Annotated in this window: 20 protein-coding genes, 1 tRNA gene and 2 pseudogenes; 14 read left to right on the forward strand and 9 right to left on the reverse strand. The window is 73.1% G+C overall.

Going from position 1 to position 21860, the window contains the following annotated elements; translation table 11 throughout:
* The first annotated feature begins 29 nt into the window (after positions 1–29).
* Both ABD198_RS26605 and ABD198_RS26610 read left to right on the forward strand, forming a co-directional pair.
* On the forward strand, positions 30–779 hold the full coding sequence (locus ABD198_RS26605; protein ID WP_344006579.1) for a hypothetical protein: 750 nt from the start codon (positions 30–32) through the stop codon (positions 777–779).
* 171 nt (positions 780–950) lie between these two features.
* Positions 951–1292, forward strand: a pseudogene (locus ABD198_RS26610) (hypothetical protein); the annotation flags it as partial.
* Here the strand turns inward: ABD198_RS26610 and ABD198_RS26615 are convergent.
* Positions 1246–3297: a bifunctional glycosyltransferase 87/phosphatase PAP2 family protein gene (locus ABD198_RS26615; protein WP_344006530.1), complete on the reverse strand. Its 2052-nt coding sequence runs from the start codon at positions 3295–3297 to the stop codon at positions 1246–1248. The pseudogene ABD198_RS26610 and the gene ABD198_RS26615 overlap by 47 nt on opposite strands.
* A gap of 391 nt (positions 3298–3688) precedes the next feature.
* Here ABD198_RS26615 and proP point away from each other — a divergent pair, with 391 nt between their 5' ends.
* Together proP and ABD198_RS26625 are read left to right on the forward strand one after the other, a co-directional pair.
* Complete coding sequence (proP, locus tag ABD198_RS26620) at positions 3689–5119, forward strand: glycine betaine/L-proline transporter ProP (protein ID WP_344006532.1); 1431 nt, start codon at positions 3689–3691, stop codon at positions 5117–5119.
* Positions 5120–5144: 25 nt separating this feature from the next.
* The gene (locus tag ABD198_RS26625; RefSeq protein ID WP_344006534.1) at positions 5145–5816 is read left to right on the forward strand and encodes an O-methyltransferase; all 672 of its coding nucleotides are present in this window, start codon (positions 5145–5147) and stop codon (positions 5814–5816) included.
* Between the two features lie 41 nt (positions 5817–5857).
* On the opposite strand, the gene ABD198_RS26630 is transcribed toward ABD198_RS26625, so the two are convergent.
* Complete coding sequence (locus tag ABD198_RS26630) at positions 5858–6271, reverse strand: FHA domain-containing protein (protein WP_344006536.1); 414 nt, start codon at positions 6269–6271, stop codon at positions 5858–5860.
* Positions 6272–6357: 86 nt separating this feature from the next.
* Between ABD198_RS26630 and ABD198_RS26635 the strand changes: the two genes are divergently transcribed.
* Positions 6358–6792, forward strand: coding sequence for a DnaJ family domain-containing protein (locus ABD198_RS26635; RefSeq protein WP_344006538.1), 435 nt, complete (start codon positions 6358–6360; stop codon positions 6790–6792).
* Between the two features lie 67 nt (positions 6793–6859).
* Here the strand turns inward: ABD198_RS26635 and ABD198_RS26640 are convergent, their stop codons facing one another.
* Together ABD198_RS26640 and ABD198_RS26645 are read right to left on the reverse strand one after the other, a co-directional pair.
* The gene (locus tag ABD198_RS26640; RefSeq protein ID WP_344006540.1) at positions 6860–7426 is read right to left on the reverse strand and encodes a hypothetical protein; all 567 of its coding nucleotides are present in this window, start codon (positions 7424–7426) and stop codon (positions 6860–6862) included.
* A gap of 3 nt (positions 7427–7429) precedes the next feature.
* Positions 7430–8101, reverse strand: coding sequence for a hypothetical protein (locus ABD198_RS26645; RefSeq protein ID WP_344006542.1), 672 nt, complete (start codon positions 8099–8101; stop codon positions 7430–7432).
* Positions 8102–8201: 100 nt separating this feature from the next.
* Here ABD198_RS26645 and ABD198_RS26650 point away from each other — a divergent pair.
* Positions 8202–8687, forward strand: a pseudogene (locus ABD198_RS26650) (GNAT family N-acetyltransferase); the annotation flags it as partial.
* Between the two features lie 110 nt (positions 8688–8797).
* Here the strand turns inward: ABD198_RS26650 and ABD198_RS26655 are convergent.
* Positions 8798–10906, reverse strand: coding sequence for an MDR family MFS transporter (locus ABD198_RS26655; RefSeq protein WP_344006545.1), 2109 nt, complete (start codon positions 10904–10906; stop codon positions 8798–8800).
* Between the two features lie 159 nt (positions 10907–11065).
* Between ABD198_RS26655 and ABD198_RS26660 the strand changes: the two genes are divergently transcribed.
* Entirely contained in the window at positions 11066–12076 is a 1011-nt protein-coding gene (locus ABD198_RS26660; protein WP_344006547.1) for a peptidoglycan-binding domain-containing protein, read from the forward strand.
* A gap of 212 nt (positions 12077–12288) precedes the next feature.
* On the opposite strand, the gene ABD198_RS26665 is transcribed toward ABD198_RS26660, so the two are convergent.
* Together ABD198_RS26665 and ABD198_RS26670 are read right to left on the reverse strand one after the other, a co-directional pair.
* Positions 12289–12957 carry an HAD family hydrolase gene (locus ABD198_RS26665; protein WP_344006581.1) on the reverse strand — a complete coding sequence of 223 codons (669 nt, stop codon included), beginning with the start codon at positions 12955–12957 and terminating at the stop codon, positions 12289–12291.
* A 195-nt stretch (positions 12958–13152) separates the two neighbouring features.
* The gene (locus tag ABD198_RS26670; RefSeq protein ID WP_344006549.1) at positions 13153–13734 is read right to left on the reverse strand and encodes a TMEM165/GDT1 family protein; all 582 of its coding nucleotides are present in this window, start codon (positions 13732–13734) and stop codon (positions 13153–13155) included.
* Between the two features lie 422 nt (positions 13735–14156).
* On the opposite strand from ABD198_RS26670, the gene ABD198_RS26675 reads away from it, so the two are divergent.
* The 4 genes from ABD198_RS26675 to ABD198_RS26690 all read left to right on the forward strand — a co-directional run bounded on the left by ABD198_RS26675 (position 14157) and on the right by ABD198_RS26690 (position 18244).
* Positions 14157–14801, forward strand: a complete 645-nt coding sequence (locus tag ABD198_RS26675) for an HNH endonuclease family protein (protein ID WP_344006551.1) — start codon at positions 14157–14159, stop codon at positions 14799–14801.
* A 90-nt stretch (positions 14802–14891) separates the two neighbouring features.
* On the forward strand, positions 14892–16547 hold the full coding sequence (locus ABD198_RS26680; protein WP_344006553.1) for an alkaline phosphatase D family protein: 1656 nt from the start codon (positions 14892–14894) through the stop codon (positions 16545–16547).
* A gap of 262 nt (positions 16548–16809) precedes the next feature.
* Complete coding sequence (locus tag ABD198_RS26685; RefSeq protein ID WP_344006556.1) at positions 16810–17259, forward strand: DoxX family protein; 450 nt, start codon at positions 16810–16812, stop codon at positions 17257–17259.
* A gap of 385 nt (positions 17260–17644) precedes the next feature.
* Positions 17645–18244 (forward strand): DedA family protein, encoded by a 600-nt coding sequence (locus tag ABD198_RS26690; RefSeq protein WP_344006559.1) that lies wholly within the window; start codon positions 17645–17647, stop codon positions 18242–18244.
* A gap of 52 nt (positions 18245–18296) precedes the next feature.
* On the opposite strand, the gene ABD198_RS26695 is transcribed toward ABD198_RS26690, so the two are convergent.
* Positions 18297–18527 (reverse strand): DUF2277 domain-containing protein, encoded by a 231-nt coding sequence (locus tag ABD198_RS26695; protein ID WP_344006561.1) that lies wholly within the window; start codon positions 18525–18527, stop codon positions 18297–18299.
* A gap of 107 nt (positions 18528–18634) precedes the next feature.
* On the opposite strand from ABD198_RS26695, the gene ABD198_RS26700 reads away from it, so the two are divergent.
* Complete coding sequence (locus ABD198_RS26700; protein WP_344006563.1) at positions 18635–18994, forward strand: hypothetical protein; 360 nt, start codon at positions 18635–18637, stop codon at positions 18992–18994.
* A 269-nt stretch (positions 18995–19263) separates the two neighbouring features.
* On the opposite strand, the gene ABD198_RS26705 is transcribed toward ABD198_RS26700, so the two are convergent.
* Positions 19264–19335, reverse strand: a tRNA-Val gene (locus ABD198_RS26705).
* Between the two features lie 227 nt (positions 19336–19562).
* Between ABD198_RS26705 and ABD198_RS26710 the strand changes: the two genes are divergently transcribed.
* Positions 19563–20384: a DUF4097 family beta strand repeat-containing protein gene (locus ABD198_RS26710; protein ID WP_344006565.1), complete on the forward strand. Its 822-nt coding sequence runs from the start codon at positions 19563–19565 to the stop codon at positions 20382–20384.
* A 74-nt stretch (positions 20385–20458) separates the two neighbouring features.
* Positions 20459–21856 (forward strand): hypothetical protein, encoded by a 1398-nt coding sequence (locus ABD198_RS26715; RefSeq protein ID WP_344006567.1) that lies wholly within the window; start codon positions 20459–20461, stop codon positions 21854–21856.
* The last annotated feature ends 4 nt before the right edge of the window (positions 21857–21860 follow it).

Raw genomic sequence — 21860 nt, forward strand, 5'->3', positions numbered from 1 at the left:
CCCGGCTCCAGGGCGCCGGCCCGCAGGGTGTGCCGGCCGCTGGCGCGCCGGACGCCGGCGCCGGACGTGGCCGGCGCCTGCTGCGCGGCGGTTTCGGCCTGCTCGGGCCTCGTCACGGGCGGCACACCCTCTCCTGCGAGGACCTGGACACGCTGACGCTGCCGATCGGCGACGACGGTGTGGTCATCGGCACGGACGCCGAGGGGCAGCCCGCCGTGCTGGGCCTGAACCGTCCCACGCCGTACGAGGTGGTGCTGATCGGCGGTCTGTGGACGGCGCAGGTGCTGGCGCTGCGCGCTGCGGCGACCGGTGCGCGGGTGGCCGTGGAGACGGGGCGGGCACAGGCCTGGTCCCAGATGGTGCACGCCATGGGCGGCGGGCAGAACGGGCTCGCGGTCTACGACGTCGGCCGGGTCCCGCCGCTCGGCGCGTCGGCGGGCACGCCGGTGCTGGTGGTCCGGGACTGCGGCATGCGCCCGCCGCGCGGCCGGGTGGTCTCCGGGCCCTGGCGTTCGGTGCTGACGCTGCTGCCGTATCTGAGTCCGGTCGCGCCCCGGCTGGTCCGGCAGGCGCGCCTGGTGGGTGTGCAGCGGATCTCGCCGCAGGAGGCCGCCGAACTGGGCCGGACGATGGCGCTGCCGCGGGCCGACGTGGAGACGCTGCCCACCCTCGCCGACGGCCTCACCCTGTGGTGCGCCGACCGCGACCGGCAGTACGTGATGACGCAGCCGACGGATGCGGAGATCGGCCTGCTGGGCCTGCCTCGGCGGATGGACTGACGGTTCCGCCGTACGCGGCCGGATCTCCCCCAACTGCCGGAGTCGGCAGCCCGGATCCATCAACTTCCGCACCCGGCAGGCCGGATGGACCGACGGTGCGTTGCAACGCATACTGACGGCCTTCACAGGCTTCTGCTTCAACATCGCCGCCGACTCCGCGCATGAGCGTTCGCCGAGGAGGAGGCGCGGCTGGTCCGGGACGGCCGCACCCGGCCGGACTGGCTGGTGCCGGTGTGGCGGGACGAGCACTGGCAGGTCTTCCGGGTCCGGGACGCCGTGCCGCTGGTCTCCGCCCCCGGCACGGTGGTGCGCACCGACGGAGCCGGTCTGGTGCTGCGGGTGTCCCGGCCGGGCGAGGTGACCGTGCGGGTCGCCTGGTCGCCCTGGCTGCGCAGCGACGGCGGGTGTCTGAGCCGGGCGGGCGAGTTCACCCGGCTCACGGTGTCCGCGCCGGGCGAGTACCGGATCAGCTCGGAGTACGGTCCTTCTCGGGCGCGGGCCGCTCGCTGCTGACCTCGGCCGCGGCCGTGACCGTCCGGGCGCGCGGGCCCTGCAGCAGGCAGGTCAGGGCCAGGCCGGCGCCGACGACGACCGCGCCGCCGGCCGCGTCCAGGATCCAGTGGTTGCCGGTGGCCACGATGGCGGCGCAGGTGAACAGGGGGTGGAGCAGCCCGAGCGCCTTCATCCACATCCGGGGGGCGACGATCGCGATCACCACGCCGCACCACAGGGACCAGCCGAAGTGCAGCGAGGGCATCGCCGCGTACTGGTTGGTGAGGGCGGTCAGCGTGCCGTAGTCGGGCTTTGTGAAGTCCTGCACGCCGTGCACGGTGTCGATGATGCCGAGGGTGGGCATCAGGCGCGGCGGGGCGAGCGGGTAGAGCCAGAAGCCGACCAGGGCGAGCAGGGTGGCGAAGCCGAGGCTGGTGCGGGCCCAGCGGTAGTCGACGGGGCGGCGCCAGTAGAGCAGGCCGAGGACGGTCAGCGGCACCGCGAAGTGGAACGAGGTGTAGTAGAAGTCGAAGAACTCCCGCAGCCAGCCGATCTTCACCACGGCGTGGTTGACGGCGTACTCGATGTCGAGGTGGAGGAAGCGTTCCAGGTCGAGGATCTGCTGCCCGTGCTCCTCCGCGCGGGCGCGTCCGGCGGAGATGCTGCCGCCGGTCGCGGCGAGCCGGACCTTGGCGTAGGCGGCGTAGGTGACGCGGATGAGCAGCAGCTCCAGCAGCAGGTTGGGGCGGGTGAGCACCCGGCGCAGGAACGGCAGCAGCGGCACCCAGTGGAAGCGGGCGGGGACGGGGTCGGCGTACCGGGTGGGCACCGGCGAGCGGTAGTAGGGCGAGGTGCGGGTCAGGAAGGGCACGCCGGTGGCGGCGGCCAGGGCGGCGAGCAGGACGATGTTGTCGCGCACCGGGTACAGGAACGCCATGTCCGGCAGCAGCATCCGGACGGGCAGCGTCATCACCAGGACGACGGCGACGGGCCACACCGGCCGGTCGGAGGCGCGGCGCCCGGCGCGGCCGACGACGGTGAGCAGCACCCACAGCAGCTGGTGCTGCCAGGCGGTCGGGGAGACGGCGATGACGGCGCAGCCGGTGATGCCGACGGCGAGCAGCAGCTGGCCGTCGCGGGCACAGCGCACGGCGCGGCGCAGCGCGAGCACGGCGACGGCCGCGGCGAGCAGCAGGAACAGCCCGATCTCCAGGGGGCCGTGGAGGCCGAGGCGGAGCAGGGCGCCGTGCAGGGACTGGTTGGCGAGGTCGTCGGCGGGGCCGCCGAGGCCGACGCCCGCCATGTGGTGCACCCAGTAGGTGTAGGAGTCGCGGGGCATCGCGGCCCAGGCGAGCCCGGTGAGGGCGGCGAAGGTGACGCCGGTGGAGAGGGCGGCATGCCGGCGGCCGGTGAACCACAGCAGGGGCGCGAACAGCAGCAGGGTCGGCTGGAAGGCGGCGGCGAGGCCGATGAGGGCGCCGCTGACGCGCTGCCCGTGGGCGACGAAGCAGCCGAGCAGGACGAGCAGGACGGGGATGATGCTGGTCTGGCCGAGCCACAGGGCGTTGCGCACCGGCAGGGACAGCATCAGCAGGCTGACGGCGACCGGTGCGGCGAGCAGTGCGGTGCGGCGGCCGACGGGCTGGGGCAGGGCGCGGGCGGCGACCAGGCCGAGCGCGACGACCAGCAGCAGCGAGCCGAAGGTCCAGCCCCAGCCGAGGGCCTGCTCGGCGGAGCGGGTGAGGGGTTTGAGGACCAGCCCGCCGAAGGGGGTGCCGGTGAAGCGGGTGGAGTCGTAGAGGGAGCCGCTGACGTGCAGCACGCCCTGGGGGCCCACCCAGGTCTCCAGGTCGGTGAGCCGCTCCCCGCGCGGGGTGGTCAGGACGACGGTGACCTGCCGCACCGCGAGCACGGCGGCGACCAGCCACAGCACCAGGCGCACCGCGCGCAGCCGTGCCTGGGTGCCGCCGACGGCCGTCGCCCCGAGAACCTCCGCCGGTCGCCGGCTGTGCTCAGCATTCGCCACGCCTGGTCGGCCTCCCGCCCCGGTCGCTCCACGCGCTGCGTGCGTGGAAGGTCACTCTGCGCACTCTATGAGCTCGCACCGCCCCAGAGCCAAGACGCAGACAACCCCCTCTTCACCTGACCGCTTTCTTCCTGTTGTCCGGTCGACGATAGACGCCGGGCGGTCAGGTTGCGCTCCGAGAGCGCGAGAAGGATCACATCCAAACGGGCCGGAACCCGGCCGCGAGAGGCGCTGCGTGCCTGGACACCGCGCATTTCTGTGCACCCTGCAACGATCCGCGTACCACCCGTAAAGGGACAAGCGGCGCCTATCGTCGCGTACTTGGCCCGCCCGACAGCGCCGCCGCGCGGAGCCCGTCCCTGTCCCCGTCGAAAGGTAGGCGAGCGTCGTTTTGTCGATTGCTCCTGTCGCCGCTCCCCCGTCCCCGCACAAGGCCACGCGGCCCGAGGCGCCCGGCGCCCGGGACGCCGCACCCACCGTGACCGACCCCGCGCTGGTCCGGCGCGCCGTGAAGGCGGCCGCGCTCGGCAACGCGATGGAATGGTTCGACTTCGGTGTGTACAGCTACATCGCGGTCACCCTGGGCAAGGTCTTCTTCCCGTCGGGCAACCCCACCGCCCAGCTGCTGTCCACCTTCGGCGCCTTCGCGGCGGCCTTCCTGGTGCGCCCGCTGGGCGGCATGGTGTTCGGCCCGCTGGGCGACCGCGTGGGCCGGCAGAAGGTCCTCGCCCTCACCATGATCATGATGGCCGTGGGCACCTTCGCGATCGGCCTGATCCCCTCCTACGCCGCGATCGGTGTCGGCGCCCCGATCCTGCTGCTGGCGGCCCGCCTGGTGCAGGGCTTCTCCACCGGCGGCGAGTACGCGGGTGCCTCCACGTTCATCGCCGAGTACGCCCCCGACAAGCGGCGCGGCTTCCTCGGCAGCTGGCTGGAGTTCGGCACGCTCGCCGGCTACATCGCGGGCGCGGGCCTGGTCGTCCTGATGACCGCGCTGCTGTCCTCCGACGACCTGCTCGCCTGGGGCTGGCGCATCCCGTTCCTGATCGCGGGCCCGATGGGCATCATCGGCCTGTATCTGCGGATGCGTCTGGAGGAGACCCCGGCGTTCGCCGCCGAGGTGGAGAAGGCCGAGAAGAACCGGCCGAAGGTGCCGCTGCGCGAGATGATCACCGGCCAGTGGCGGGCGCTGGTGCTGTGCATGGGCCTGGTGCTGGTGTTCAACGTCACCGACTACATGCTGCTGTCGTACATGCCGAGCTACCTGACCGGTGAGCTGCACTACGACGAGACGCACGGTCTGCTCGTGGTGCTCGGTGTGATGGCGCTGATGATGCTCGCCCAGCCGTTCGTCGGCGCGCTGACCGACCGGGTGGGCCGCCGTCCGGTGATCGCCACGGGCTGCGCCGGCTTCCTGCTGCTGTCCGTCCCGGCGCTGCTGCTGATCCGGGACGGCTCGCTGCTCGCGGTCGCCGCCGGCATGGGCGCCCTGGGTCTGCTGCTGGTGTGCTTCACCGCGGCCATGCCGTCCGCGCTGCCGGCGCTGTTCCCGACCCGGGTGCGCTACGGCTCGCTGTCGATCGGCTTCAACGTCTCGGTGTCCCTGTTCGGCGGCACCACCCCGCTGGTGGTCACCGCGCTGATCGGCGCGACCGGCGACGTGATGATGCCCGCCTACTACATGATGGCCGCGGCCGTGATCGGCGGTTTCGCGGTGTGGCGGATGGCGGAGTCGGCCGGAAGGCCGCTGCCCGGTTCTCCGCCGTCGCTCGAGGCGGGGAAACTGGAGGGCGAGGCGGCCGGGACCACCGGATCCGCCTGACCCACCGGACGAAAGGCACGGGCGCATGAGCGACGAGCAGCTCTGGCACGAGGTGGACGACTACCTCACGGCCCGCCTCGCACCAGGCGACGAGGCCCTGGACGCCGCGCTGCGGGACAGTGCGGCGGCCGGGCTGCCGTCCATCGCCGTCGCACCCAACCAAGGCAAGCTGCTTCAGCTGCTCGCCCAGGTCCAGGGCGCCCGGCACATCCTGGAGATCGGCACGCTCGGCGGCTACAGCACCATCTGGCTGGGCCGCGCGCTGCCGCCGGACGGGCGGCTGATCACCCTGGAGTACGAGCCCCGGCACGCCGAGGTCGCCACCCGCAACCTCGCCCGGGCCGGGCTGGACAAGCAGGTCGAGGTGCGGGTGGGCCCGGCGCTTCAGTCGCTGCCGCGGCTCGCCGACGAGAACCCGCCGCCCTTCGACCTGGTCTTCATCGACGCCGACAAGGCCAACAACGCCCGCTACCTGGAGTGGGCGCTCCGGCTCACCAGCACCGGCAGCCTGATCGTCCTGGACAACGTGGTGCGCGGCGGCCGGATCGCCGACCAGGACAACCACGACCCGGACGTGGAGGGCACCCGCGCCGCGCTGGAGATGATCGCCGAGCATCCGCGGCTGAGCGGTACGGCCATCCAGACGGTCGGCGTCAAGGGCCACGACGGATTCGCGCTGGCGCGGGTGCTGGCCTGAGCCCTCGGGCCAAAGCCCGCCGGGAGTGCTCCTAGAACTGGCTAGACCTCGTGGTAGAAGCCCACGTTGACGTGGTAGAAGCCCACGTTGACGCTGCGCGGGGCGGTGCGGTCGTGGATCACGATCTCGCCGTTGCCGCCCCTGGGCAGCGCGACGGTGCCGCCGTAGGCGACCGGGCCGGTGTACTCGCCGACGGTGATGCGGACCTCGGAGGACGGCTCCGGCAGGGAGCCGCGCAGCCAGGTCAGATGCCAGGTGCTGTCCTGCCCGCACTGGAACTCCAGGTGGACGCGGGAGACGAACAGCCAGTCGTCCGGGGTGACCAGCCGGCACACCGAACGGTCGCGTCCCACTCGCAGCACGGCGCCCGGCTCGCTGGGTGCGTCGGCCATCTGCATCCCGGCCGTGGCACCCTCTTCTGCCGCGGTCACGGCGGCCATGGTGAGTTCGAGCACGTGCGCTCCTCCTGTGACGATCCGGCTGGCTGAGATCCGCCGCATGATAGAACGCCCGGCTGTACTCCGTCCGGCACAATGGGTGCATGACCGAGCGCAAGCCCCCCGGCGTGAGCTTTGAGTCGTTCGCCGACAAGCAGATCCGCGACGCCGAGGCGCGCGGGGAGTTCGACCGGCTGGAAGGCGCGGGCAAGCCCCTGCCGCGCGACATCGAGACCACCTACGACGAACTGTGGTGGGTCAAGCGCAAGATGTCCCGCGAGGGCCTGTCGGTGCTGCCGCCGGCGCTGGCGCTGCGCAAGGAGGCCGAGGACGCGCTGGAGGCGGCGCTCGCGGCGCCCTCGGAGCGGCTGGTGCGGAAGATCCTCACGGAGATCAACGCGAGAATCCGCGAAATGATGTTCAAGCCGCCGCCCGGCCCCCCGCTGGGCAAGAAGCCGTATGACGTCGAGGAAGTCGTACGGCAGTGGCGGGAGCGCCGGGAGGCGGCGGGCGGCCGGGGCCTTTCGTCGCAGTCGTAGTCGTAGCGGCGGTCGCGTAGTCGTAGCCGTAGGGGCGGTCGCAGCCGGAAGGAGCGGTTCGCCCCGTTCAGACGTGCAGCAGCCGCTCGGCGAGCTGCCGGTAGTCCCGCAGGGCCAGGCGCAGCTGCTCGGTGTCGGTGGCCGCGGTGCCGCCGTCCTCACCGGTCTCGGCGGCCTGCCAGGCCCGGCGCAGCGTGCGGCGACGCTCGGTCACCGCGTGGGTGACGCGCTCGGTGAGCTCCTGGAGCAACTGGTCGGCCTCGGCCACCGCCTCGCGCGGGGTGTCGACGAACCCGGCCACGGCGTGCTGGAGCTGCGCGGTGAGCTTGTCGCTGTCGTCACGGGCGAGCAGCCTCTGCCCGGAGCCGGTGCCGTGGAGGCCGTCGCCCCGGGTGTAGTGCGCACCGCGGTCGGAGCCGGCGCCGGTGTCACGGTGGGTGTCCTCGGCCGCGGGGCGGTCGCGTTCGGCGGCCAGGCCGGCGGTGTCCGTGGCCGGGGCGTCCTGGGAGCTTCCGGACGTGGCCGGGGGCTCCGTGGACTGCGGGTGGGCGGCGACCAGCGGGCTGTCGCTGCCGTCGTCGGCGGGGGCGCCGCCGGCCGTGGGGTTCTCGGGGTGCCGGGTGGTGTCGGTCATGATTCAGCTCTCCTTCGTCTGGCGCCGGTGCAGCAGCGACGGCGTGTGCGAGCCGCGTGCGGACCGGGTCTCGTGCTCGCGTTCCGGGGCTGCGCGGTGGCGTCCGCCGTCGTGGCGGGACGGGCGCAGCAGCTCGTCGAACAGGACACGGGCCTCGACCATCGCCTCGCGCATCTCCTCGGTGCCGGCGCCGCCGTCCGCCGCGCCGTTCGCCCGCGCCCGGGTCACCCGGTGCACGCGCCGGTAGCCGTCGACGTGGTGGGCGTGGTGCACGGACAGGGCGGCGAACTGCTCCTCGTACTGGCCGCCGTCGGGGAAGCCGCGGGCGCCGGCGAGTTCGGAGATCAGCCGGTCGGCCTCGGCGAGCGCCTCCCGCGGCGACTCGACGAACCGCTCCTGGGCGGCGGTCCAGCGCGCCTCGAAGCCGTGCCGCTCGGTGGGCTCCAACTCCCGCATGCGCAGGGATCCGTGGCGCTCGACGCGGTCGGCGAGCTCCCGCTCGGCCGCCTGGGTGTCCCCGTCGTGGCGGGCGACCACCCGCTCGTACTCCGGCCCGAAGCGCCGCTCGAGGCTCATGCCGTGCCGGGGTCCGCGAGCGCGCAGGGCGACGACGGCGGCGACGGCCACGAGGACGACAGCAATCACGATCAACGCAATGATCAGTCCAGTGGACATGTATGCCTTCCGGGTTCTCGTCCCAACCGGCACTCCTGGCGAGCCGGTTCGCACAGCGGGTAGCCCCGAACGGCGTCCGCAAACAGCATGCGGGGATGACCTGGACCGTTGCCCCCGAGTCTGGACCGTTGCCCCCGAGCCGCCCGGCTCCCCGACCGCCGCCGCGCTCTGGCGCGCGTACTGCACCGAGGTCAGCGACCGCTGGTATCTGCTGCACGAGGGACGCCGGACCGACCCCCGGGAGCTGGAGCAGGAGATCGCCGCGTACGACGGTGCCGGCCTCGCGCCGCCGCGCGGGCTGCTGCTGGTCGCGCGGTACGCGGGCGAACTGGCGGGCAGCGCCGGCATCCGGCTGTCGCCGGACGGCACCACGGCCGAGCTGACCCGGGTTTTCCTGTACGAGCGGATGCGCGGCCGGGGCGGGGCGGCGCTGCTGGTGCGGGCCGCCGAGGAGGCGGCGCGGGCGCGCGGGGCCCGCCGGATGATCCTGGACACCCGCAGCGACCTGGTCGAGGCCCGCGCCCTGTACGCCCGGCTCGGCGGCACGGAGACCGAACCGCACAACGCCGACCCGTACGCCGAGCACTGTTCACCAAGCCTCTTGAGCCGCTCGGCTGAGCCCCCGGTTCCGGCGGAACCCCTTCTCGTCCCGGCCCCCCGGCCCCTTCCCGTCTCAGACCGCGCGCGTGACGGGACTCAGACCGCGCGGGTGACCGGACGCTCGCCCCGCGGGCTCTCGCCGCGCGGGCTCTCGCTGCTGGAGCCGCACAGCTCGCCGGACAGGTCGTGCACCAGCTGTACCAGGTCGGTGGGCCTCTCCGGCCCCCACCAGTCGCCGAGCAGTTCGGCCAGGGACTCCTCGCGGGCCTGCGCCAGCCGCTCGGCGACCGTCCGCCCCTCCTCGGTCAGCACCAGGTCGGGACCGCGCCGTGCCGCCAGGTGCCGGGACTCGACCTGGCGGGCGGCGTCCATCACGACGCCCAGCGGGATGGTGGTGCGCTCGGTGAGCAGCGCCGGCTCCACCGAGCCGTGCCGGCGGATCCGCAGCAGCAGCCAGCTGGACGCGGGCAGCAGGTCGTAGCCCGCGCGGGCGGTGATCTTCCGGTAGATCTCGCGGCGCCCCTCGCGCGTGCCGAGCAGGGACAGCGCGCGGCACACCTCGTCGTAGGAGGACCGCTCGACGGGGTTGCTGGCGAGGGTCTCGGTGACGTCGGGCGCGGTGACCGAGGCGCGCAGCCGGTCCTCCCGCAGGAACCAGGCCAGCACGAACCCGGCGAGCGCGACCGGCGCGGCGTACAGGAAGACGTCGGTGATGGCGACGGCGTAGGCGTGGACGGCGTCCGGGCGCAGCGCGGGCGGCAGGGCGTCGATGCCGCGCGGGTCGGCCTCCAGGGCGGCGGGGGTGACTCCGGGCGGGAGCTGGGCGCCGCGGAAGGCGGCGGCGAGTTCGTCGCCGAGCCGGGCGGCGAAGATCGTGCCGAAGATGGCGACGCCGAAGGAGGCGCCGATGGAGCGGAAGAACGTCGCGCCGGAGGTGGCGACGCCGAGGTCCTCGTAGGAGACGGCGTTCTGCACGATCAGCACCAGGACCTGCATCACCAGGCCGAGTCCGAGGCCGAAGACGAAGAAGAAGGCGCTCATCTCGCCGGTGGGGCTGTTCTCGTCGAGCTGGTGGAGCAGCACCAGCCCGAGGGTGGTGACGGCGGTGCCGGCGATCGGGAACACCTTCCAGCGGCCGGTGCGGCTGACGATCTGCCCGGAGCCGGTGGAGGCGATCAGCATGCCGGCCACCATCGGCAGCATGTGCACACCGGACATGGTGGGGGTGACGCCCTGGACCACCTGGAGGAAGGTCGGCAGATAGGTCATCGCGCCGAACATCGCGAAGCCGACGATGAAGCTGATGACGGCGGACAGCGTGAAGGTGCGGATGCGGAACAGCTTCAGCGGCAGCACCGGCTCGGCGGCCCGCCGCTCCACCGCCACGAAGGCGACGGCGAGCACCGCGCCCAGCACCGCAAGGCCCACGATCTGGGTGGAGCCCCAGGCCCAGGTGGTGCCGCCGAGGGAGGCGACCAGCACCAGGCAGGTGGCGACGGCGGCGATGAGGAAGGTGCCGAGGTAGTCGATGACGTGCCGGGTGGCGCGGCGCGGGATGTGCAGGACGGTGGCGATCACGGCGACCGCGACGACGCCGACCGGCAGGTTGATGTAGAAGACCCACCGCCAGCTCAGATGCTCGGTGAACAGCCCGCCCAGCAGCGGGCCCAGCACGCTGGTCGCGCCGAAGACCGCCCCGAACAGCCCCTGGTAGCGGCCCCGTTCGCGGGGCGGCACGAGATCGCCGACGATCGCCATGGACAGCACGATCAGACCGCCGCCGCCCAGGCCCTGCAGGGCCCGGAACGCGATCAGCTGGGCCATGTCCTGCGCGGCCCCGCACAGCGCGGAGCCGATCAGGAAGATCACGATGGCGGTCAGGAACAGCCGTCTGCGCCCGTACTGGTCGCCGAGCTTGCCCCACAGCGGAGTGGCGGCGGTCGAGGCCAGCAGATAGGCGGTGACCACCCAGGACAGGTGCTCCAGGCCGCCCAGCTCGCTGACGATGGTGGGCAGCGCGGTGGAGACGATGGTCTGGTCGAGTGCCGCGAGCAGCAGGCCGAGCAGCAGGGCGCCGATGGAGACGAGCACATCGGCGGACACCTGCTCGCCGGCGCCGCTGTCCGGCCCGGCCGGCGGTCCCGTGCCGGGCGCGGGCCGGGTGGCGCTCGCGTCCGGCGTGCCGCCGTGCGCGTCATCGGCCATGGAGACCTCCACAGAATCCTGGGTTCCTCTCCATCGTGATCGGTATGTCCCGTTATGGCCTGTCGAGTCCTGCCGGAAGTTCACATTCCGGGGGCGCGCCACGGCCGGTGTGGAGAAGATCTGCATAATCTCTGGAGTTCGCGAGGGGAGGGACGACGCGTGGAACAGCCGAGGGGGAACCCGTGCCCGGAGTGCGGCACGCCCAGAAACAGCGGCAACACCCCTTCCTGCGCCTGCACCGACCGCGCCGCCGAAGCCCTGCGCGATGCCCGGACGGCGGAGGCGGCCGCCGCCGAGGACTTCGATCCGCTGCGCATCCGGCCGTACGTGGAGCTGGACGGCCGCCCCGCGGCCGATACGCCGGACGAGGAGGCCGGCGCCTCCGGCACCCCGGCCGACGCGACCATGCCGCTGCGCGCCGTGCCCCCGGAGACCACGGCCCTCCCCACCCCGCTCGCGCCGGCCGCCGGCCGGCCCAGCCCCGACGACCTGGACCTCTTCGAGACCACACCCCCGCCGGGCGAGCCCGCCCCGGTCTCCCCCGACGACGCCGCACCCCCGCGCCGGCGCCGCGGCGCGACTCTGCTCGCGGCAGCGGGAACGGTGGTCGCCGTTGTCGGAGCCGCCGGCTGGGCGAGCGGCCTCTTCTCCTACGAGCCCCCGTCCCGCGACGAGTCCCTCCCGGACGAGACCAGGGCGAGCGTCCCCGACGTCACCCCCTCGGAGGTCTCCCCCGCCCCCGGCTCCGGCGCACCCTCAGCCTCCCCCTCCTCATCCCCGTCCGGCTCGCCCTCCGCAAGCGCGAGCACGTCCGGCTCCCCCTCCCCGTCGGCCTCCAGCGCCACCCCGTCCCCGTCCCGGACGTCCCAGTCCGCCCGCCCGTCGACCAGCGCCGCCGAGCCGGCCGAGACCGCCCAGGAGGACGACGGCGCCCGCCGCGAGGCCCCGCCCCCGGTGCTCCGCCGCGGCGACCGGGGCGAGGAGGTGGCCGAACTCCAGTCACGGCTGGCCCAGTTGCACCTCTACAACGACGAGATCCACGGCAACTTCAACCGCCGCACCGAGGAGGCCCTGCGCACCTACCAGTGGTCCCGCGGCCTCCGCGACGAACTCGGCGTCTACAGCCCCGAGACCCGGAAGCTCCTGGAGTCCGAAACCCGCGAACCCTGAAACCAACACGCCCCTATAAGGGACGCGGGGCCCCTCACAACCCCGACCGGCACCCACTCCCCAGGGGCGCGGGGAACTGCGCGCCCAGCCACAGCCCACCCGCACCTGACCACGCACCTCAGGCACCCCCCAGGGGCGCGGGGAACTGCGCGCCCAGCCACGGAACACCCGCACCCGGCAGCGCAGCTAACCGCCCCCCACCACCCCCGCGTTCACTCCCCAATGTGCAAACGAACCCCGCCGTCAACCCCCGCCTCAACCTCGACCCGCACCTGCGTAAGGTCCCGCACCACAACATCCGGCCCGTGCGCCCCGGCCCGAGGCCCGACGCCGACCACCCGCATCCCCGCGGACCGCCCCGCCGCGATGCCCGCAGCCGAGTCCTCGAACACCACACAGTCCGCCGGGTCGACCCCCAGCTCGGCCGCGCCCTTCAGGAAGCCCTCCGGATCCGGCTTGCTCGCCCCGACCGACTCGGCCGTCACCCGCACCTCGGGCATCCGCAGCCCCGCCGCCGCCATCCGGGCCGTGGACAGCGCGACGTTCGCCGACGTCACCAGCGCGTGCGGCACGCCCCGCAGGGAGGCGAGGAAGCCGCGGGCACCGGGGATCTCGACGACACCCTCGGTGTCGGCCGTCTCCTCGGCCAGCATCCGCGCGTTGTCGGCGTAGTTCTCCTCCATCGGCCGGTCCGGCAGCAGCAGCGCCATCGAGGCGTAGCCCTGCCGCCCGTGCACGACCTTCATCACCTCGTCCCCGTCGAGCCCGTTGCGCTCGGCCCAGCGGCGCCAGACGCGTTCGACGGCCGCATCGGAGTTGACGAGAGTGCCGTCCATGTCCAGCAGGAGGGCCCGGGCGGTGAGTACGGCGGTGGCCGGCATCGGCAGCTCCAGTCGCTTGAGGCGGAGGAACTCGGCGGCGCTCCCCCGGAAGGACAAGGCGGCCCCGCCCGCCGGTCAGGGAGAACGGGCGGGAGCCACTTTGTTCACCCACGGTACAAAACGATCCCGCCCCGGCGCCACCGACCTCCCCACACCCCCGGCGACGACCTCACAGCCACAGGGCGCCCAACGGCCTCACCCGGTGACCGCCTCCCAAAGACTCCACACCCCGAGCCCCAGCATCAGCAGCGCAGCAACCTGCGTGATCAGCCGCAACGGCACCCGCCTCATCAGCGCCTTGCCGCCCACGATGCCCAGCCCGGCCACCGCCCACAGCGCCAGCACCGCACCCAGCCCCACGGAGAGCGGGTCGTCGTAACGAGCAGCGAGATTCGCCGTCATGATCTGCGTCAGATCACCGAACTCGGCGACGAGGATCAGCATGAACCCGGCCCCGGAGACCTTCCAGAAGCTCTGGTTCTCCGGCTTGCGGATCTCCTCCTCGTCCTCGTCCTTCTTCATCAGCAGCATGGCCGCGCCGCCCAGGAACAGCACCCCGGTGAGCGCGTGCACGATCTGCTGCGGCAGCAGCGTCAGCACGCTGCCCGCGGCCACCGCGAGCGCGGCATGCAGCGCGAAGGCGGCGGCGACGCCGGCGAAGACGTAGGAGGCGCGGTAGCGGGTGCCCAGGACGAGACCGGCGAGCGCGGTCTTGTCGGGCAGCTCAGCGAGGAAGACGACGCCGAAGACGACGGCCGTCACGGTCAGGCTGATCAACGGTTCCTCAATCGGTCGGGGCTGCCCCACCGAGAGTGCTGTGCGACAAGCGGACACCTCGGCACGGCAGCGCACTCGGTGCCCGTACCGTGCGGCGCGGGCATGCACTGCTTGCCGAAGGTCTCGCTGGCGGGCCCGAGCACCTGAACGTGCTCGCAGGCCGCCTCCGGGCGCCGGCTCAGGCGGGCTGAGCAGTATGTCGACGGTCCGGCGAAGAGCTACTCCCCTTCTGCGCCCTCCATCGTACGGGACGCCCTCACCGGCCCTCGGGCGAGAAATTTCACAGCTCAACCACACCGCGCCCATAGACGTGTCATGAACACGTCTCTAGCTTCTTACCGGAGAGACCCCTCTCCGTCATGCGGCGTGGCGAGCATGCCCCTGCTCGTGTCTCAACGCCCCTACCCCACAAGGGAGTTCGCATGCCGAAGTTCTACGCGCGTCGACGGCTGAGCGTCCTCACCGCGCTCACCGGGCTCATAGCCTCCCTCGGGCTGTTCAACGGCCCGACCGCCTCCGCCGCCCTCCCCACCCCCATCAGCGCCTCCACCGCCCGCAGCTATCTCGCCACGCTCACTGTGGCCAGCGAGGACCGCACCGGCTACGACCGGGACCTGTTCCCGCACTGGATCACCCAGTCCGGCACCTGCAACACCCGCGAGACCGTCCTCAAGCGCGACGGCACCAACGTCGTCACCGACTCCAACTGCGCCGCCACCAGCGGCAGCTGGTACTCGCCCTACGACGGCGCCACCTGGAGCGCCGCCTCCGACGTCGACATCGACCACCTGGTGCCGCTCGCCGAGGCCTGGGACTCCGGCGCCGACTCCTGGACCACCTCGCGCCGCCAGGCCTTCGCCAACGACCTGACCCGCCCGCAACTGCTCGCCGTCACCGACAACGTCAACCAGGCCAAGGGCGACCAGGACCCGGCCACCTGGATGCCGCCGCGCTCGGCGTACCACTGCATCTACCTGCGGGCCTGGGTGCAGGTGAAGTACTACTACGACCTGTCCGTCGACTCGGCCGAGAAGTCCGCGCTGCAGAGCCGCCTGGCCAGCTGCTGACGCCCGGTCCTCAAAACGCCTGACCTCCGGGATCTCCCCGCGGGCCTCCGTCGCTGCGTACCGTACGCAGCGACGGAGGAAGGGGTCACCATGGCCGGACTGCGCCTCGGACCGCTGCTGAGATACCTCGACGGCTCGTCGGCGACCGTCTGGGTCGAGACGAGCCGTCCGGCCACCGCCGAGGTGCGCTGCGCCGACGGCAGCGGCGGCAAGGCCCCCACCTTCCAGATCGCGGGCCACCACTACGCGCTGGTCACGGTGACCGGGCTGACCCCGGGCACGGCCACCGAGTACGAGGTGTTCCTCGACGGCACCCGGGTCTGGCCGCTCGCCGAGGAGCCGTACGCCTCCCTGCCGCCCTCGGTGATCGCCCCGCCGGGTCCCGGCGCCGGTACCCGTATCGCCTTCGGCTCCTGCCGCTGGGCCTCGCCGCCGCCCGGCGAGCCCGACCCGGTGGGCCCGGACGCCCTGGACGCCCTCGCCGCGCGGCTCGCCGCCGACCCCGCCGGGGCACGCCCCGACGTCCTGCTCCTGCTCGGCGACCAGGTGTACGCCGACGAGACCTCCGACGCCACGCGCGCCTGGCTCGCCGCCCGCCGCGATCTGAGCGACCCGCCCGGCGACCAGGTGGCGGACTACGAGGAGTACACCCACCTCTATTACGAGTCCTGGCTCGACCCGCGGGTGCGCTGGCTGCTGTCCACCGTGCCCTCCTGCATGATCTTCGACGATCACGACGTGATCGACGACTGGAACACCTCCGCGTCCTGGGTCGAGGACATGCGCACCACCTCCTGGTGGCGGGAGCGGGTGCTCAGCGGGCTGATGTCGTACTGGGTGCACCAGCACATCGGCAATCTCTCCCCCGCGGAGCTGGCCGCCGACCCGGTGTACGCGGCCGTGCGGGAGACTCCCGACGGCACCGACACGCTGCGCGCCTTCGCCGCGGAGGCCGAGGCGGACGCCACCGCCGTGCGCTGGAGCTACCGGCGCGACTTCGGCCGGGTGCGGCTGCTGATGGTGGACAGCCGCGCCGCCCGCGTACTGGAGGAGGGCCGGCGCTCCATGCTCGATCCGGGCGAGTGGGAGTGGCTGCGCACCGAGGCCCGCGAGAGCCGCGGCTCCTGTGACCACCTCCTCATAGGCACGTCCCTGCCCTGGCTGCTGCCGCATCTGGTGCACGACGTGGAGGCGTGGAGCTCGGTGCTGTGCGGCGGCGCCAAGGGGCCGCGCTGGGCGCGCCTGGGCGAGAAGCTGCGGCGGGCGGCCGATCTCGAGCACTGGCCGGCCTTCCCGGAGTCGTTCGCCGAGCTGGCGGAGCTGATCGCCGGGGCCGCCTCGGGTCCGGACGCGCCGGCCACGGTGTGCGTGCTGTCCGGCGACGTCCACCACGCCTATGTCGCCGAGCCGCACTGGCCCGGGGGACGCGAGCCTCAGGCGCGGGTGGTGCAGCTGACCTGTTCGCCGGTGCACAACTTCATTCCGCTGTCGATACGGCTCGGCTTCCGCTTCGGCTGGAGCGCCCCGGCCCGCTGGCTGGGCCGCCTCTTCCTCCGGCACGGCGGCTGCGGGCGCCCGCCGGTGAGCTGGCGCAGGACCGGCGGGCCCTGGTTCGGCAATCAGCTCATGACGCTGTCGACGCGCGGGAGTTCGGCGGTGCTGCGCCTGGAGCACGCCCGCGCGGAGGGCCGCGACGGGGCGGCGGCACGGCTGCGCACCGTGAGCGAGACCAAGCTGAGCGACTGAGCCGGCGAGGGGGCGCGGCGGCGTTCGCAGCGGCCGGGGTGTGGAGTGCGTCACGGCGTTGAGCACCGGACCCGGGGGCGGCGCGTATCCCTCTCCGATGACGCCAAGGGGCAGCGGCGAAGGGGCCGTTCTGCCCGCTTCGGTGTGATCTCATGGCCGAAACTTGAACTTGCAAGCATTGGTTAGGTCGACCTAACGTGGGCGCTCCGGTGTTCCCCCGGACCGGCCGACCGGGCCGGCCTGACCGAAGGAGACCCCGCACATGACCGAACGCCTCAACAGCTGGCAGCCGTATGCCCTCGGGCTGTTCCGCATAGTGGTCGGCCTGCTGTTCGCCTGCCACGGTGCCCGCGCCCTGCTCGGGGCGTTCGGCGGTGTGGACGGCAACGGCGGCACCGAGGAGATGGGCGCCTGGCCCAACTGGTACGCGGCCGCCATCGAGTTGGCCGGAGGCAGCCTGGTGCTGCTCGGCCTCGGCACCCGCGCCGCCGCCTTCATCGCCTCCGGTGCGATGGCCTACGCGTATTTCAAGGTGCACCAGCCCGAGGCGCTCTGGCCGATCCAGAACGACGGCGAGGGCGCGGCGATGTACTGCTGGGCCATGTTCCTGCTGATCTTCACCGGCTCCGGCGCCTTCGGCCTGGACCGCCTGTTCGCCCGGCGCGCCTCCGCACAGGAGCAGCAGCCCGACCGGTCACCGGTGGCCGCCTGATCCACGGCAGGGCTCCCCGCCGCCCCCGGGCCCCGGTGGCCGATGACGGCGCGCCGGACTCACCGCTCCCGGCACACGAGCTCTCCACGCCCAGCGCGCGGACTCACCGCTCCCGGCACGAGGCTCTCCACGCCCAGCGCGCGGACTCACCGCTCCCGGCACGAGGCTCTCCGCGCCCGGCGCGCAAAACTCATCGTTCCTCGCGCGGCTTCACCCCGCCCGGCGCACGCACCATCCTCGTCCGACGCGCGAACCCCCCGTGACCCTTCTGTCACCCGTCGCGCGTACGCTGTATGGCTGTCATTGGCCACTCCTGCCTCATCTGCCGCTCCCCCGCGACAGCCCGGCACGGTCTGGCCCACGGGGGAGCCATGGGGAGTATCGGGTGGAGAGTCTCGCGTCGCTGGTCGGGAGCCCATGGATCTATGTGGTGGTGGCGCTCTCCGTCCTGCTCGACGTCTTTCTGCCGGTGCTGCCCAGCGGCGTCCTGGTGATCACCGCGGCTACAGCGGCCGCCGCGGGCACCGCGACCGACGTGCCCGACATCGTGGTCCTCACGCTGTGCGCCGCCACCGCCTCCGTGCTGGGCGATCTCGTCGCCTACCGGCTCGCCTGGCGCGGCGGACCCCGGCTGGACCGGGCGATAGCTCGCTCCCGGCGGCTGACCCGCGCGCAGGAACGTCTCGGCGCGGCACTGGCCCGCGGCGGCGGCGCGCTGGTCGTGCTCGCCCGGTTCGCGCCCGCGGGACGCTCGGTGGTCTCCCTCGGCGCGGGCGCCGCCCACCGCCGCCCCCGCGACTTCCTCCCCTGGTCCGCCCTGGCGGGCCTGACCTGGGCAGCGTACAGCGTGGCCCTCGGCTATTTCGGCGCCCATTGGCTGGGCGCCACCTGGGTCGCCACGGCCGTCTCCGTCGGCGCCCTCTTCGGGGCGGGCGCGGGAGCGGCCTTTCTGATGCGCCGCCCCCGCCCGTCCGAGGCGTCCTGATTCCTTGACATTCCTTGACGCGGAGGCGGGCGTCCCCGGGCGGGAGCCGCGCCTAACCCGCCTTGCGGGCGGGGGCGCCGCGCACCTCCAGGCCCGCCAGGAGTTCGGCAGTGGCCTCGGTGATGGCGTCCACGGCCCGGTCGAAGACCTCGCGGTTGTGGGCGGCCGGTGCCCGGAAACCGGACACCTTGCGGACGAACTGCAGGGCTGCGGCCCTGATCTCCTCCTCGGTCGCCTCCTCGGGCAACGCGGGCGGACGCAGGGTCTTGATGCTCCGGCACATGCCCCCAGTCTGGCCCCTGCCGGCCGCCTCTTCCACGATCGGGTGAAAGGCAGCGCGGACTCTCGTACAACCCGCCCCACAGAATCGAACAGGCGTATCATTGGGCCGTGGCTGAGACCTATGACTTTCCGAGTGACCTCCTCGCCGGTCAGGAGGAACTGCATCAGGTCCGGGCCGAGCTGTCGGCCCTGCTGAAGCGTCTCCCCTGGTCGGTCGAACCTCTCGACGGCTTCAGCGACGACAACGGCTGGCGCAAGGTCGAACGCCCGGCCTCGCCCGGCTGGACCGAGGACGAACAGGCCGAGGTGGAGAAGCTGCGCCGCCGCGAGCACGAGCTCGCGGTGTTCATCAGCACCCACCGCTACTGGTCCGAGCTCAGCGGCGCCGACCGGATGCGCGCCCGCTCCGCGCTGAAGCACGCGCACGAGCAGGCGGCGAAGGACGCCACGAAGAAGGACGGCGAGTAGCCGGGCACGGCGACAGGCCCCCTGCGTGATCACGCAGGGGCCTGCGTCGCGTGGGCGCGGACGGTTTCGAACCGCCGACATCCTGGTCGGCGATGCTCAGGGGCGAGCGCTCACATGCAGCAGGCTAGACGCGGCGGAACAGGCAGACCAGCGCCACCCGCTCGCCCGTCAGCGCCTTGCCCTCGGCGGCCGCAGCTGATCTCCCAACGATCTCCCGAACGATCAGCAAGAGACCCCTCACCGAACCGGCGAGGGGCCTCTGACCTGCGTGGGCGCGGACGGTTTCGAACCGCCGACATCCTGCTTGTAAGGCAGGCGCTCTACCCCTGAGCTACGCACCCGCGCCCGGGCGTTGTGCACCCAGGACGAGCCGACAGCCTACCTTGCCCAGGGCGCGGTCCCGCAAACCCGTACCGGCGGGCGGGCCTGCCCGCCTGGACCCCCGCCTGCTGCGGGGGATATCCCCACCACGGAAACGGGAGCCGGCCGGATCGTCCGCCGGTCCCCCGATTCATACGGTCGAAGTGCGCTGGAAGGCGCCCTTCGACCGTTCCTGGGGGAGACCGTCATGAACCGCACGAGCCGTACGTTCCGCATCACCGGAGACCGCCGCACCGGGAAGGGCCGCGGCTGCGTCCCCGCACGGCTGGCGCTCGCCGGCATCTCGGTGGCGCTGCTGGCCGGCGTGACCGCCTGCGGGACCTCGGCCACGTCCGACGACACCCCCGAGCACCGGACCTTCGACGTCCGGGGCGGCACACTCACCGTCGACTCCGACGACTCCGAGCTCGAGATCGTCGCCACCGACGACCAGGAGCAGGGGAAGGTCGAGGTCACGCGCTGGTTCAGCGGGAAGGTCGCCATCGGCTCCGATCCCGAGGTGATGTGGAGTATGAAGGACGACCGGCTGACGCTGCGCCTGAAGTGCTCCGGCATCGTCGTCGGCTGCTCCGCACGCCACCGCGTCGAGGTGCCCCGCGGGCTCGCGGTGAAGGTCGAGGACGGCGACGGCAGCGTACGGGCGAAGGGTTTCAAGGACCCGCTCAGCATCCGCGCCGGTGACGGGTCCGTCCGGGTCACGGACACCTCCGGGCCCCTGGAGCTGCGCACCAACGACGGCTCGGTGCGCGCCGAGGTCTCCTCCCGCACGGTGCGCGTGCACAGCGGCGACGGCTCGGTGCGCCTCACCCTCGGTGCCGTGCCCGACCGGGTGGACGCCCGCACCCGCGACGGTTCCCTGACCGTCGAACTGCCCCGCGCCGCCTACCGGGTGGACACCGGGACCGGCGAAGGCGGCGAGCGGATCTCCGTGCCGCGCGACGACTCCAGCCCGCACCGGGTGACCGCCCGCACCCGCGACGGAGGACTCGTGGTCCGTACGGCGAACTGACCGACCCGTGTGTTCGTCCTGTACCGGTGGGAGAATGACACCGGGCAGGGCGAACGACAGTACGGGAGAGGGATGTGACGGCGACACCAGCGCAGCCGTACTCGCCGTCGAAGCCGCGCGTGCGCCGTGCGCGCGGCCGCATTCCGCTCCGAGCCGCGCGCGAAGTCCTCACGCTGACGGTGCTGCCCCTCCTTGCCGCGCTGGCGCTGCCGGCCGCGTTCGCCGGCGGCGGCACCCGGCGCTGGTTCGGCGGGCGCGCGGAGAACCAGCGCGCCGAGGCGCAGGCCGCCAAGGACGCGGCGGCGGCCGCCTTCTACGAGCTGGACACCGCCCAGCGCGATCTGCGCATCTCCATCGAGACGATCAACGCGGTCGACGACTCGCCCGCCGCCCGGCGTGCCATCGCCGACTTCGAGGCGCTGGGCCGGCGCATCGACGAGGCCAGCCACCGCTACATCAGCGCCGTCGACGCCCACGACCTCGACCGCGACGACCTCGACGCCTCCTCCGCCTCCCGCGCCCGCGGCGAGCTGACCGCCGCCAAGGACGAGCTCACCCGGGTCAAGCAGGAGCTGGACCGTTTCGCCGAGGGGCTCGGGCCGCTGCTCGGCAAGGCGGAGACCCAGCTGGCCCGGCTGGCACCCGCCGTGGAACGCGCCCGGCAGGCGCTGCTCGCCGCCTCCACCGCACTGGACACCGCGCGCGGCGCCGGGCTGAAGGCCGACGACCTGGCCGCCCGGCTCGCCGCCCTGTCCCCCGAGCTGACCAAGCTCAACGAGGGCGCCGGCCGGCACGGCGTGCCGCAGACGCTGGAGCGGGCCGGACGCGTCACCCGCGAGGCCGAGGCGATCCGGGTGGAGGCGGAACGGCTGCCGGAGCGGGCCGCCGAGATCGACCGCCGGCTGGTCTCCCTGCGCACCCGCGCCCAGGCCCTGACCACCCGCTCCGAGCAGATCGAGCCGATCCTCAGCGAACTGCGCCGCCGCTTCACCGTCGCCTGCTGGCAGGACCTCCAGCGCGTCCCCGAGGTCGCCGTGGACAACGTCCGCCGGGCCGAGGCCAAGCTGGCCGAGGCGCGGGCCGCCCGGGACGAGCAGCGCTGGGCCGACGCCACCGCCCTGCTCTCGACCGTGCGCGCGCTGCTCAACACCACCGACGAGGCCGTCTCCGCCGCCGGTGACCGGCTGAACCGGCTGAACGCCGTGCAGAAGGACCCCGAGCAGGAGATCGAACGCACCCGGTTCGCCCTCCGCGACGCCCAGCGCCTGGCCATGGCCGGCCGCAACACCCCCGACCCACGCCACGCCGGGCCCCTGGACGCGGCCGTGGCCCGCCTGGAGCAGGCGATCGCCGGTCTCGAGGGCCGCCATCCCGACTACTGGCGTTTCCTGACGGAGACGGAGGCGGTGCGGGCCACCGCGGCCGAGGTGGTCGCCCGGATCCGCGAGGAACGCGGCGCCGGCGCCCACTGAGCCG

Origin of the sequence: Streptomyces thermocarboxydovorans (genome assembly GCF_039524635.1) — a bacterium.
GTDB lineage: Bacteria > Actinomycetota > Actinomycetes > Streptomycetales > Streptomycetaceae > Streptomyces > Streptomyces thermocarboxydovorans.